This is a genomic window from Pseudalkalibacillus sp. Hm43, assembly GCF_051842935.1.
GTDB lineage: Bacteria > Bacillota > Bacilli > Bacillales > Fictibacillaceae > Pseudalkalibacillus.
The window spans coordinates 2,379,838-2,393,978 of record NZ_JBPXRR010000001.1; the positions used below are offsets into that span (position 1 = coordinate 2,379,838).

Annotated in this window: 12 protein-coding genes; 2 read left to right on the forward strand and 10 right to left on the reverse strand. The window is 42.4% G+C overall.

Annotated elements, in window-relative coordinates; translation table 11 throughout:
• Positions 1-3: 3 nt before the first annotated feature.
• Complete coding sequence (locus tag ACSVDE_RS12570) at positions 4-1,656, reverse strand: M14 family metallopeptidase (protein WP_439301230.1); 1,653 nt, start codon at positions 1,654-1,656, stop codon at positions 4-6.
• Between the two features lie 251 nt (positions 1,657-1,907).
• Between ACSVDE_RS12570 and safA the strand changes: the two genes are divergently transcribed.
• A complete protein-coding gene (gene safA, locus ACSVDE_RS12575) occupies positions 1,908-2,528 on the forward strand; it encodes a SafA/ExsA family spore coat assembly protein (RefSeq protein WP_439301231.1) in 621 nt (206 codons plus the stop codon).
• Positions 2,529-2,674: 146 nt separating this feature from the next.
• On the opposite strand, the gene ACSVDE_RS12580 is transcribed toward safA, so the two are convergent.
• From ACSVDE_RS12580 to ACSVDE_RS12615, 8 genes are all read right to left on the reverse strand, one after another.
• Positions 2,675-3,895 carry an MFS transporter gene (locus tag ACSVDE_RS12580; protein WP_439301992.1) on the reverse strand — a complete coding sequence of 407 codons (1,221 nt, stop codon included), beginning with the start codon at positions 3,893-3,895 and terminating at the stop codon, positions 2,675-2,677.
• A gap of 88 nt (positions 3,896-3,983) precedes the next feature.
• Entirely contained in the window at positions 3,984-4,322 is a 339-nt protein-coding gene (locus ACSVDE_RS12585; protein ID WP_439301232.1) for a hypothetical protein, read from the reverse strand.
• 130 nt (positions 4,323-4,452) lie between these two features.
• On the reverse strand, positions 4,453-5,886 hold the full coding sequence (locus ACSVDE_RS12590; RefSeq protein WP_439301233.1) for an alanine/glycine:cation symporter family protein: 1,434 nt from the start codon (positions 5,884-5,886) through the stop codon (positions 4,453-4,455).
• Between the two features lie 214 nt (positions 5,887-6,100).
• Positions 6,101-6,865 carry an enoyl-CoA hydratase-related protein gene (locus tag ACSVDE_RS12595; RefSeq protein WP_439301234.1) on the reverse strand — a complete coding sequence of 255 codons (765 nt, stop codon included), beginning with the start codon at positions 6,863-6,865 and terminating at the stop codon, positions 6,101-6,103.
• Positions 6,866-6,878: 13 nt separating this feature from the next.
• Complete coding sequence (locus tag ACSVDE_RS12600) at positions 6,879-8,030, reverse strand: thiolase family protein (RefSeq protein WP_439301235.1); 1,152 nt, start codon at positions 8,028-8,030, stop codon at positions 6,879-6,881.
• A gap of 27 nt (positions 8,031-8,057) precedes the next feature.
• Positions 8,058-8,903, reverse strand: a complete 846-nt coding sequence (locus ACSVDE_RS12605; protein WP_439301236.1) for a 3-hydroxyacyl-CoA dehydrogenase family protein — start codon at positions 8,901-8,903, stop codon at positions 8,058-8,060.
• 88 nt (positions 8,904-8,991) lie between these two features.
• Entirely contained in the window at positions 8,992-10,137 is a 1,146-nt protein-coding gene (locus ACSVDE_RS12610) for an acyl-CoA dehydrogenase family protein (RefSeq protein ID WP_439301237.1), read from the reverse strand.
• A 22-nt stretch (positions 10,138-10,159) separates the two neighbouring features.
• A complete protein-coding gene (locus tag ACSVDE_RS12615) occupies positions 10,160-11,728 on the reverse strand; it encodes a fatty acid--CoA ligase (RefSeq protein ID WP_439301238.1) in 1,569 nt (522 codons plus the stop codon).
• A gap of 329 nt (positions 11,729-12,057) precedes the next feature.
• On the opposite strand from ACSVDE_RS12615, the gene ACSVDE_RS12620 reads away from it, so the two are divergent.
• Positions 12,058-12,399 (forward strand): hypothetical protein, encoded by a 342-nt coding sequence (locus ACSVDE_RS12620; RefSeq protein ID WP_439301239.1) that lies wholly within the window; start codon positions 12,058-12,060, stop codon positions 12,397-12,399.
• 51 nt (positions 12,400-12,450) lie between these two features.
• Here the strand turns inward: ACSVDE_RS12620 and ACSVDE_RS12625 are convergent, their stop codons facing one another.
• Positions 12,451-14,082, reverse strand: coding sequence for an acyl-CoA dehydrogenase family protein (locus tag ACSVDE_RS12625; RefSeq protein ID WP_439301993.1), 1,632 nt, complete (start codon positions 14,080-14,082; stop codon positions 12,451-12,453).
• Positions 14,083-14,141: the final 59 nt, after the last annotated feature.

Genomic DNA, 14,141 nt, shown 5'->3' on the forward strand with positions numbered 1-14,141 from the left:
TGTTTATTTTCCTGAATCCATGATGGATTGAATCTGTTTCCGAGAATCGATACCTCTGACGAAACGGTAGATCGGAAGCTCATCTCCAACCTCAGAATCAATGAAGTTAAATGTTACATAGCTGTCATTTGATTCTGGTTCTAAAGCAACCGATGCCAGGTTCGCTGAAGGCTGGGCAGTCAATACAATATAGGTGCCTCTTTCAAATTCAACTTCCTTGTCCGTCACTTCAGTCCTTACGTTCGTCAACTTATGTCCTTCATAGGTTCCTCCATCTTCTTTTTCTGTTACTGTAAACGATTCGACAGGTAAACGTACATCACGAGGTAAATGGAACACCTTTACACCGCTATGTTTCAATTTCTCCACCACTTCCCGCTGGTTTGGAGGAAGCAAGTAAGCTGTCGGTCGTTCCCTCGTCAGAGTGGCTTTCGCATCTGAAGAACTGAAGTATTGGACCGGAATTTCTTTAACGTTCCCTTCTTTTATGTCAACGACTTCAAGCGTCTGGTTCGGAACTTCAACACGTTCATCTTCAATGACGATCGGGTCATCATCGTTTATCTTGAGTCCCTTTTTCACAAGGTTTGCTCTCTCTGTCCAAACGAGCTTTTTGATATCCCATGCATTTTCCGCAGTCGTACGAATCAGTTCTGAATGGGTTTCAACTTGCGCTGCAACACGACGATTGAAATTCTCTCTACCAATCCCGATCCCCCGTGTTTCAACCAAGAAGGAGAATGATGGCGTCAATGCATAAGCATTTCTTCCGATTCTTGCATCCGTTCCACCTTCTTTAATGACGACTTTATCACCATCACGCCCTGTTACATAATAATGGCTGTTTGAGAAACCGGTTTTTGTCAGTTGTTCTTGCGTATTCTTAACAAATAAGGAGTCTGATGTATCTCGGATCTTCTTAGGTATGTTCAAATTCTTACCTGACAATATGAGCAAATCATGGTATTTCAAGTAGCCTTCTTCTCCTAAATCGCTGAACACTTCATTCCCGACGCTATATTCATGCGCATCGATTGTCACTTCAGGACTATAACGGTTATACAGGTCATGGACAGCCTTGATTTCCGGTAAATCAAATTTCACATGATCCCGGTTCCCATCCAGGTCATTCGCCATTCTACGCTCAAAAGCATAAGAACCATCAGGATTGATTCTTGGGACGATGATGACATTCACATGATCGAGTACTTCATCGCCGAAACCTTCCGTCAGTTTTTTCGCCATAACAAGGACACCTTCTCCAGCTGCTGGTTCATTACCATGGATTTGTCCTTGAAGCCATACAGTCGGTTTACGATGATTGTAGCCATCCTCTTTCATGTAAAATAGGGCAGGAATATCTCTTCCCTCCAGTGATTTCCCGATGTTTTTCACCTTTAATGCATCACTGTTCTCATCTAGCTCCCGGATGAATTCGAGCATTTCTTCTTGGGTGGTGAACGCTTCCCCTTCCTTTTTGAAAGCAGGCGTATCAAATTCAACTTCCGGAGTAGGATACAGCTCTAAAACTTGATCCGGTTGTGAGTATTCTTTTCCGTAGTAAGGCGTTTCCTCGGCTGAGACAGAGTGCGTAGACCATAATGGTGACACGAGCATCAATGCGGTCAGAAATCCAATTAGTTTCTTGTTAAGCATGACTTTTCTCCTCTCATCATTTGTTGAAATCGACCGCATTATATCACTTGTGTCAGAAAATTTTGACTCAAAAGGAGCAATTTGATGATAAATCGTACATTTGGTTGAGTCTGTATGAATCTTGGACTAAGTAAAAAGGATGGATTAACTTCATTTTAGTATTCATTCATTTTTGGTAAAATATTCTTTTCCAAGACATAGGAAACAATTACCGGTTTCATAGTTTCATAGGACTATGTAATACTTTTAGTATGAAAACACTTACAAAACTACTCACACTATTGTTGACTGTCACTCTAGTCACGGGTATTCATAATGAAGCATCTGCTGCTTCTACACATACAGTTAAATCTGGAGATACGATGTGGAAAATTGCATCCTATTATCAGATTGGAACGTCTGAAATCATCAATGCCAATCCACAAGTCGAAAATCCAGATCGCATTTATCCTGGGCAAAAATTGAACATCCCTGATAACAGTGGCGTTCGGTCTATCGAAAAGCAAGTCGTTCAGCTGGTGAACGAAGAACGTGCGAAACACGGACTACAACCACTGAAAGAGAATTGGGAGCTTTCAAGAGTTGCCCGGTATAAATCAAAAGATATGATTGAAAACAATTACTTCAGTCATACGTCCCCGACTTACGGAAGTCCGTTTAAGATGATTCGAGATTTCGGAATCGACTATCGGACAGCTGGGGAAAACATTGCGGCTGGTCAGCGCACAGCTGAAGAAGTCGTGAATGCGTGGATGAACAGTGAAGGTCATCGTAAAAACATCCTGTCCGGCAGCTACAAAGAAATTGGCGTAGGATATGCTAAGGGAGGGAACTACGGACACTACTGGACACAAATGTTCATCGCTCAATAATAAAGTAACGGAAGGCTGCCCTAAAAGCTTGGGGCAGCCTTTTTAAGTTCTCTATCTACCCTCATCACATCTTCAGCGACATTTGCACCCCAATATAAAGAAAAAAGAGCTTGGATTTCTTTCCAAGCTCTTTCATCCTATCCTTATCAAGATTCCTTTGCCCATTGATCTAATGTAGTGTCCTTCGGAAGTAAAATGGTCAATAAGCCTAGTAGCGGTAGGAAGCTGACGGCAAACATCGTAAACGAGATGCTTGTTACGTCTGCCATTTTTCCAAGCAGTACGGACCCGAGTGCACCTAATCCAAATGCTAATCCGACAATGAGTCCGGAGACCATTCCGATCCTACCGGGTAAGAGTTCTTGAGCATAGACGACGGTTACCGCAAAGCTCGTATTCAAGATGAACCCGATCAGGAAGAATAAGGGAATGACGACCCATAATCCAACGTGAGGAAGCACCAATGCAAGTGGTGCTGTCCCTGCTAAAGACCAGAAGATCATATTTCGCTTGCCTAGCCTGTCGGCTAACGGCCCTCCAAAGAAAGTACCAATCACACCAGCAGCCATAAAGATGAACAAGTAAATCTGTGCCTGGCGGATCGTCAGTCCATAGTCATCAATCAAGTAAAACTGATAGTAGTTTCCGATGCCGGAAAAATACCATGAGCGGGCAAACACGAGAAAAATCAAAACGATCAGAGCGAAGATCACTTGCTTTTTCCGCTTGATGGCAATACTCTTTTTCGCTTTCGATTTTACTTTTCCTACTCTTGGAAAATGAATGAGCTGCTTGCTGTACCAACCAGATACATAAAGTAAAACAAAGATGGCAATCGCTGCAAAGGAAGTGAACCATATCGCTCCGAATTGTCCTAACGGTACGAATACGAGCGCTGTCATAATCGGTGCTAGTGATGATCCTGTATTACCGCCGACTTGATAGATGGATTGAGCGAGTCCTCTCCTGTTTCCAGCCGCCATATAAGCAACACGTGATCCTTCTGGATGGAAGACAGCTGAACCGAGTCCAATTCCGATGACGGAAAGGATGATATAAGGAAAAGATGCCGCATAGGCAATACCTAACATTCCTAGTAAACTTGCCAGCATACCAAATGGTAAGAGATATGGAGACGTCGAGCGGTCTGTATACCAACCAACAATAGGCTGCATGACCGATGACGTAATGTTCAACGTAAATGCAATCCAGCCTAACTGTGTAAAACTCAGTCCCATTGAGCGCTCCAATATGGGGAATATAGCAGGGATGACAGCTTGCATCGAATCATTCAGTAGATGGACGAAACTGATTGCAAATAGAATTGAATACATGGTCGTTGCTGGTTTTTGAGTAGAAGCTTTCATTGTTTCAACTGCCATATGAGTTCCTTCTTTCGTCTGTCATATGGCATTTAGCATACCACTTTTTGACATGAAGCGGTATAGGATGTCCTTACTTTCGTAATTGGATCGGAATAATTGAATCTTGCGGTTCGTTCTCGACTTGCTCATCTACTAGTTGTAATTGCAACCTCAAATCCTCTTCATCAAATGGAAAACGTTCTATCTCATCCAACTGTTCCAAAAATTTTTTATGCAGCTTCTTATACCCTGCCCATTTTTTCTTTTGGGCTTGTTCCATCAATGCAGACAAAGTAGCAAGAGCCTTCGCGATGGAGCGGTCATCACCGTCTAGCAACATTTCGCGACTGATGTGATGACACTCTACATAGTCTTGCTTCACGTTAAAGGTTTGTATGTAGTTGTTTATTCTTTCAATTTGTGCATTCATTTGACCAGCCTCCCCGTTCATTACGTATATGCAATACCCGGATTTGATAGGGTGTAAATCACATTCGACTAAATTTTTCATAAAAAAAAGCTGGCCATGAAAGACCAGCTTTTTCAATTAAAAGTGAAAACTATTCGTTAGAAGCTTTCTGTCTGTATTCTCTTTCTTCGTCCCACACTTCTGTATTGTGAAGACCAATCGTTCGAGGATCAAACAATGGATCTTTACCTTCACGTTTCTGTGCAAGATAATCTTTCAATGTGGCGAAGGCAATCTTACCAAGCATGAAGATGGCAATCAAGTTGACGAGAGCCATCAATGCCATGAACAAGTCAGCCAGACTCCATACGATCGCAATTTTGGCAACAGAACCGAAGAAGACCATTCCGATTACCGCTAGACGATAGATGAACATCCAGCTCTTATTACCAGACCGCATGAAGCCGATATTCGACTCTCCATAATAGTAGTTTCCAACAACTGAACTGAATGCAAAGAGGAAGATGAAGACAGCGATTGTAACGCCAGCCCAATCTCCTAGATGTGAATTCATCGCTTGTTGCGTCAACTGAATTCCATCCTCTGACCCTGTATATACACCCGAGAGAATAATCATGAATGCAGTAGCTGAACAGATCAGAATCGTATCCGTAAATACACTCAATGTCTGGATCAGTCCTTGTTTCGCTGGGTGGGATACGTTGGCCGTAGCAGCAGCGTTCGGCGCACTACCCATACCAGCTTCGTTGGAGAACAATCCACGTTTGATACCATTCATCAATGCAGCACCAATTCCTCCACCGACGGCTTCTTCCAGACCGAATGCACTTTTTACAATCAATGCAATGACAGATGGAAGCTCAGTGATGTTCACAACTAGGATATATAATGCAATCAATAGATAAATAACAGCCATGAATGGAACAATCGTTTCTGCCACTCTAGCGATTCGTCTAATTCCACCGAAGATAATAACTGCGACGATTGCACTTAGAACAATGGCAAAGAAGAAACGATTCAATCCAAATGATTGTTCGAAAGCTAGTGAGATCGTATTAGCTTGTACTGCGTTGAAAACAAGTCCAAATGTGAATGTAATCAAGATTGAGAACAAGATACCCATCCAACGCTTGTTCAGACCCTTTTCCATATAGTAGGCAGGTCCACCACGGAAACCGAAATCATCTTTGACTTTGTAAATCTGTGCAAGCGTACTTTCAACAAATGCGGTAGCAGCACCAATCAAAGCAATGATCCACATCCAAAAGACCGCTCCGGGTCCACCTAGTGAAATCGCTAGTGCTACCCCTGCAAGGTTTCCTGTTCCCACACGAGAAGCGGTACTGATACTAAACGCCTGGAAGGATGAAACCCCACGCCTTTTTTTGTCTTTCGACACAGTCGCTCCTTCTCCAAGAAGCACGACCATATCCTTTAGCATTCGAAATTGTACGAAATTGGTTCGGATTGTGAAATAAACACCTAAAATCAATAGAAGTGCAATTAACACATAAGTCCATAAGAGGTTATTTCCCCATCCGACTATCGTTTCTAACCACGACACAATAATTCACCTCAATAAGTAGTATTAAGCATACCGTCCTTTATTGTATTACATCACTAAACAGGTTGTCATTGGGGATTCCTGGTAATGCGGTGTATGTATGCTCAATATCCTTTTCCACATTTCAAATTGAGATAAACTTCCAATTATTTTAGAATAATGAAAAAAATCAGGAAACCACCTGACCGGTGGTTTCCCTGGCTGTTTGACAGTGTTACTTCATCCGATTCAGAAAGGCCTGGATCCGTTGTTGATGTTCCACTGTTTTCCGCATTTTCCCTTGAGCTTCACTTTCCAAATCTAATATTTTGGTTAATTCTAAGACTTCCGTTGCGTTCAGAATGAGCTTGGATTCGATTTGAGCTTGATGAGGCTGTTGTATAATCGTAGCTGCAAGGTCATCAGCAGCCTCCAAAGGGGCTTCATCCACAAGATGATCGACAATTCCTAGATCATTCGCCTCATTAGCACTGAATGTTTTTCCGTTCCATATCGCGTGTTTTGCCTTTTGATATCCGATTCTTTTCTTCAATAAAAAGTGGCATCCTCCATCAGGAACAAGACCTACTTTAATAAAGTTCAATCCAAAACTCGCTTGGGGAGATGCAACAATATAATCAGATGCTAGTGCAAGGCTGAAACCGAGACCTGCGGCAGGTCCTTGTACGGCTGAAATGACCACTTTTGGTAACGTGTACACTTTGAGGATCATTTCTTTAACTTTCCCCATGATTTCCATGAATAATGGGTCAGAAATACCTGCACTCATCGATTGGATGTCTCCACCTGATGAAAAACCTGCACCTGCTCCAGAAATGATCACGACTTTTTGGTCACTTTCAGCGATTTCCTCCAAGCGTTCAATGATGCTCTCTACCATTTCTACATTCATAGCGTTCAGCCGCTCAGGTCGATTCAATTCCAGGTGGACGATGTCATCTTTTACAGTCATACGAACGGGTTCCATAGCAATATTCATAAAACTCCTCCTTCTATAATCGTTCAATAATCGTGGCAGTTGCCATTCCATGTCCAATGCAAATAGTGAGTAGTCCATACTTGCCACCTGTACGCTCCAGTTCGTGCAATAAGGTCGTCAACAACTTTGTCCCAGTCGCTCCAAGTGGATGCCCCAATGCGATGGCACCTCCATTCACATTGACTTGATCAAGTGTATATCCGATTGCTTTATTCCAGGAGAGCACAACCGGTGCAAAGGCTTCATTGATTTCCACAAGATCGATATCTTGAATCGACATACCTACTTTGTCCAACACTTTTCTAGTCGCAGGAATCACACCATCGAGCATCATTGTCGGATCAGAGCCAACGACAGCTCTTGCTACGATTCTTGCTCGTGGTTTCATTCCCAATGATGCTGCCTTTCCTGAACTCATCAGTAATACGGCTGCCGCTCCGTCACTCATTTGACTCGCATTCCCCGCAGTAATGACCCCATCAGGCTTGAACACAGGCTTTAAGTTCGCCAATGCTTCCAGCGAAGTATCTTTCCTCGGACCTTCATCATCGGTTATCTCAAGCGAATTCCCTTCTGGATCAACACCCATCATCGGAACGATTTCACGCTTAAATCTACTTTCTGCTTGAGCTTTCAAGGCACGCTGATGGCTCTCATATGCATATTGATCAAGGTCTTCTCTTGATAAACCATATTGGTCTGCAATCAGTTCGGCGGATACACCTTGATGGACGAAGTTGTATTTTTCCTTTAATGAGGTCGGGATCGTATTCTCATTACCATCACTCAAAATCGGCACCATCGTCATGTTTTCTACACCAGCCGCAATAGTGATATCCATATCTCCTGCCAAAATTTCTTGGGCAGCGAAGTGTAAAGCTTGCTGTCCTGATCCGCACATACGGTTAATTTGCACAGAAGGGACCTCTACAGGAAAACCAGAATCGAGCGCAGCTAGACGACCAATGTTGAATCCCTGTTCTGAGTGTGGTGTGACGCAACCCATTACGATATCTTCAATCAAAGATTTCTCAACGTTGGCCCTATTCGTGACCTCATCCAACACTTTTCCAGCTAAATGTACCGGATGGGTGTTTCGGAACACACCCTTTCGTTTTCCAATTGCTGTCCTTACAGCTTCTACAATGACGACTTCTCGATTCATTCCGATTCCCTCCCGATGTCTTTTCAATTATTCATACGTATAAAAGCCTTTTCCAGTCTTCACTCCATGATGGCCAGCCTCGACAAGCTTCCTTAAGATTTGAGGCGGGCGGAACCGGTCTCCAAACGCTTCAACCAATCCTTCACTGGCAAACAGCATCGTATCTAGTCCGACATAGTCTGCAAGCTGTAGAGGTCCCATCGGATAGTTCAGTCCAAGACGGACCGCTTTATCTACGTCCTCTAATGAAGCAACACCTTCCTCATAGATCCGCATACACTCCAACATATGAGCAGATAATGCACGCGTGGTGACAAATCCTTGTGCATCTTTCACTAAAACCGTCTCTTTACCTACTTCACTTGAAACGTTTTCCACCGCCTTGATCGTCTCATCAGACGTATCGATTCCTTTGACGATTTCTATAAGCTTCATGATCGGAGCAGGGTTGAACCAATGCATTCCAATGACTCTGTCAGGCCGATTCGTTGCAGAAGCGATTGAGGTGACACTGAGCTCTGACGTATTCGTAGCAAGAATTGCATCAGGTGAAGCAAAACGGTCCAATTGTTCGAAAATCGTTTTTTTCAACTGTAGATTTTCCGGCACAGCTTCAATAATCAGATCACGGTCCTTGCATGCTTGTTCAATAACTAAAGTAGTTGTGATGTTGGACAACGTGTTTGTAACATCATCTCGTTGGATATGCCCTGCTTTTTCAAGTCGACTTAAGCTTTTTTCTATTTTCGATTGAGCCTTTGCCAAGGCTTCTTCATTTATATCCTGTAATATCACTTGTTTGCCTTTCATCGCCATGGCTTGGGCAATTCCGTTTCCCATCAAACCAGCGCCGATGACTCCAATTTTGTTCATGAATCACAGTCTCCTTTATGAATCTATGTATATGATAAAAAGAATGGGGGCTGATCCATTCGTCATGTATAGACCAGCCCTACAGGCTCTACAAACCTAGTTCCTTTACGATAATCGTCTTCATAATCTCATTCGTACCAGCATAAATGGACGCTACCGGTATGTCTCTATAACGCCTTGCAATCTCATATTCTTCCATATAGCCGTATCCGCCATGTAGTTGCATACACTCAGTCGCAACTTTACGAGCCATTTCTGTAGTCCAATATTTCGCCATCGATACTTTTTTTACCACGTTCTCTTTATTAATATGTTTTTCAATCAGATCATCTAAGAACGTTCTTCCGATTTCCACCTCTGTGGCCATTTCAGCTAATCTGAATTGAACGGTTTGAAAATCACTGATTTTTTTCCCAAAAGCATCGCGACTTTTCACATATTGAATCGTTTGTTTCAGCATGACCTCTGCTGCCGTGACTGCTTCAATTGCAACAATAAGCCGTTCCTGCTGAAGTTGTTGCATCAAGTAATAAAAACCTTTTCCTTCTTCGCCTAGAATGTTTTCAACTGGGACTTTCGCATCCTCAAAGATCAGTTCTGCTGTATCCTGGCTATGAAGTCCTACTTTATTCAGCTTCTTGCCACGTGAAAAACCTGGTGTATCCCGATCCACTACAATCAGACTGATGCCTTTGTGAGGAGGAGTTGCTTTCGGATCGGTTTTACAGACGACAACAACGAGATCAGCGTGAATACCATTCGTAATGAATGTTTTTTCTCCATTTAAAACGTAATGGTCCCCTTCCTTGACAGCTGTCATCCGAATGCCTGCTAGATCGGACCCTGCGGAAGGTTCAGTCATTGCGATAGCAGTAATAAATTCCCCACTGATGCACTTTGGCAGCCAGCGTTGTTTTTGTTCTTCTGAACCATATTCTTCAATGTAGGGCGTCACGATATCGTTATGGAGTCCGATTCCTACCAAGCTTGACCCGACTCGTTCCATTTCTTCAAGGAGTACGACAGAGTATGCGAAGTCGGCGTTCAATCCTCCATATTTTTCATCAACCCAAGGGCATAGAAAGCCATTCTCCCCCATCTTTTCCCAAAATGACCGGGGGATCACCCGATCTTCTTCCCATTGGTCATAGAACGGGTAAGCTTCTTTCTGAAGAAACTTACGAAAAGCCTCTCGAAAAATGTGATGCTCCTCTTGCAAGTATCTAGCTGTCACATGAACCCCTCTTTCCTATCTCTTACGGCGTTTGTGTTTCGCGGTCACGCTTAAATTGGTTCTTAAGTAAAAACTTCTGGATTTTTCCGCTCGCGTTTCTTGGTAGATCTTTTACGAAAATATACTGGCGAGGACGTTTATAATCCGCCAAAGCTGTACTGGATTTGCAGAATTCTTCTAATTTGTCTTCGTTCAGACTTTCATCTTTTTTCACAATGATGGCGGTTACTCTTTCTCCCCACTTTTCATCAGGTGTTCCAAGCACGGCTACATCAAGCACACCTTCATGTTCATAAAGCAAATCTTCTACTTCCCGAGGGTACACATTCTCTCCTCCGGATATGATCATGTCATCGACACGATCAGAGACATAGAGGTAACCCTCTTCGTCCATGTATCCAAGATCACCTGTATGATACCAACCTTTGTGCATAGCTGCTTTTGTTGCATCTTCGCGATTATAATAACCGACCATCATACTTGGTCCTTGAACAATGATTTCGCCAATTTCACCTGGAGGTAGAACATTTTCAGGTTCAGATGGACCATGTTCATTCGGTCGGACGACCCGTACTTCATGATTCAAGAATGCTTTTCCTGCCGATCCAGCTTTCGTCAACTGTTCATCCTTAGAAAGGAAAGTGATCGCTGGTCCCATTTCCGTCATGCCATACGCTTGGATGAGATCGACACCTAATTTTTCTTTGCACGCTCTAACGAGTGCTGGTGCCATCGGTGCTGCACCATATAATCCATACTTCAAGGTACTCCTATCATATGAAGAAAGGTCCTGCTGCAACATCATATTCCACATCGTCGGAGCTCCGAAGAATACGGTGATCTTCTCTCGATCCACAACTTCCAACACTTGTTGAGGATCAAAGTGATGAATGATTACATTTGTCGCCCCAATATGAACTCGTGGTAAGAAGCAACAATGAAGCTCTGCACAATGGAACATAGGCGCACCGACCAAACCGCGATCGTGTTCTGATATGTCGATCATGGCGATACATGCCAAGCTCTGTTCCACCATGTTCCTATGACGATGCATCACACCTTTTGGTCGACCAGTTGTGCCACTCGTATACATGATTGCGTATAAGTCGTTTTCATCTACCTCAACGTTCGGTTCTTTGTCTGAACATGCGTTGACTCGCTCATGATAATCAATGGCATAAGCAGGACACTTTTCACTGATACACCAGAAAGAAGTACCTTCGAATTTTTCTTGAATTGCAGCTACATGAGGTTCTAACATTGCTTCAAAAAGAAATACCGTAGGCTTAGCATCCTCTAAAATATAAGCGACTTCCTGAGCCTTTAATCTAAAATTGATGGGGTTTAATACTGCACCAATTTTAGCGCAAGCAAAAAATGTCGTAGCGAATTCCATGTTGTTAAATAAATAAGTAGAAACTCGGTCTCCTTTTCGTACCCCTGACTCCATTAATGCATTTGAAAGCTGATTCACTTTTTCATTCCATTGTTGATAGGTCCAACGTTGATTCGTTCCTGCATCCACTAGTGCTTCTTTTGTCGGAAACTTTTGTACGGTTTGATTAAACATCTTACCAATCGTTACATACATACTTGTTCCTCCTTTTTATCAATCGAGAATGTCTTTTTCTCCTCGGGCACTGATGCTAATTGACTACGAATCCTCCTTATCTTGAAATCTACTTAATTAATTCTTTATACATAGAGCTAAATCCTACTAATTTTTGAATTTTCGTACTATTGAAGAAATAATGAGGTAAAATTGTAGAAATTTAATATAAATAGGGTTAATTGTCGAATAAACGGGGTAATAACTTAGTAAACAAATCACAACACATAGACACAAATCAAGAATAACGACGAACTTTTGAACTATGAACTAAAACCATACAAACACCAAATGGATAGGAGGAATTCGATATGAGTAGCCTAAAGCTACCGATTTTCTACAATGGAGATTGGGTTAAGGGGAAAACGATCAATGATGAGATCATTCAAGGATTTATTCATTCGATTCATCCTGCTAATGGTACGGTTAAGATTGTTGTCACACAATCCGATAATAGAAAGATTGTGAGTAAAACAATCGAGACGTTCATCCACAGGATCCAACCTTTAACAGAATCAATTGATGATCAAGAAGTGTTCCTTGAAAACCTTATTGATGTGGCTCTATTAACCAAAGATAAAGAATGGTTTTTAGAGGTTTGGGATCGACTCAATGAACTGAGAAAAGAAAAAGAAACGACGATGCCATGCTAAGTGGAAAATAGACAGACCTCGACTAAAGGGCTGTCTATTTTTTTGTGACCGTCATGTCTGGTTTATACGCTTACCGAGCATAGGCTGTGATGACGGATTCATGAATACATCAAAAAATTGAAGAGGTAGCGCATCCACATCCACCGCATCTTCATCCCAAACCTGCTTGCAGAACTGACGGGCAATAAGAAGTTTTCGTTCGCCTCCATTCATTGCTTCCGTAAATGCGGATCCACTCAAATATAGATCCGTCATTAGATTTGCAATTTTTTTTGCGTGATAGGTTTGGGTCTTCGGATCGAACTTTTGTACTTGTTGGATGAAATCATCCATGCGCTTTAAACCGGTTTTGATAGGTGAAAGATAAGGATGCAGATCATCAGGAATGTCATTCAGAAGCTTCTCTATATAGGTTGTGAAGATTTTAGCTCCATTGTATTTGTTAATTAACCTCAAAACTTCCAAGCCAAGGATATTGGCTGTACCCTCCCATACTGTCAGCACTTGTGCATCTCGTAAAAGGCGAGGTGTTACGAAATCCTCAATATATCCATTCCCTCCATGCATTTCAATCGCTTCGTGTGAAAAGGTGACTGCTTCCTCAGCCGTTCTCATTTTAACCAGTGCGATTAATAGTCGATGAAGTACTTTTTCATCATCTGCTACATGACCGCTATCCTTTTTCATGACTCGATCGAAAAGTGATATCAAACGGAACAATGCTCCAAGCTGAACTTCTTGTCTACTTGTCAGATTCACCAATGTCTCTTGGATCATCGGATAGTTTGATAATTTATTCCCAAAAGCTTCTCTTTGATCTGCATATCGTTTTGCTTCCAGGATCCCTCTTCTCATGATTCCGACTGAAGCCACAGCATTACACACTCTAGAGAGATTCAATGCTTCCATCATATAATAGAAGCCTTTTGTCGAGTCACCAATCAAATAAGCCATAGCCCCTTCAAATTCCACCTCAGCAGAAGGAACAGCCCGAACACCTAATTTATCTTTCAATCGCCGTATTTTAATATTGTTCAACGACCCATCTTTGTTCCTCCAAGGGACTAGGAATAGACTCAACCCTTTCGTTCCCTCAGGTGCTCCTTCCATTCGGGCTAAAACCGTTGCCACTCCACAAGCTCCCGCATTACTGGCAAAGTACTTTTCACCAGTAAGACGATAATGGTCACCGTCTTTGATAGCTACTGTCTCATTCGCGCCAACATCCGATCCACCTTGACGTTCTGTAAGGAACGTAGCTCCTTCAAAAAGCTCTGTTTCTCCAGTAGAAATCACATGTGGAAGGAATTCTTCTTTCACTTTCTCATCTGCATAATGGTCCAACAAATATGCAGTTGCCATTGTCAATGTCACAGGACAATAGAAACCCGCTTCTGTCTGGGAAAGAAGATAACCTTGGGCATAAGAATAGATGTAATTTCCTTTCTGGTTCAGTTCAGGTATTTCTTTATGAACATAACCGACAATGCCAGTGTTGTACGTTTCCTCTACTGTCTTTTTATAACCCTCATTCATCCAGACATGTGATATGTCATTTCCAAATCGGTCATACTTGATTAATCTAGGTTGCCCTTCCCGGTCCGTATGAGCGGCTCTTTCGTCAATTTCTGTCCCACATCTTTCTCCAAACTGATCCAGTTCAGTAAATGCCCAATTTTTCATCGGTCCCTCTAAGTATTGGTTTAAGACAAATTGAAGATTCCGATCTTCATTAAAGAAAT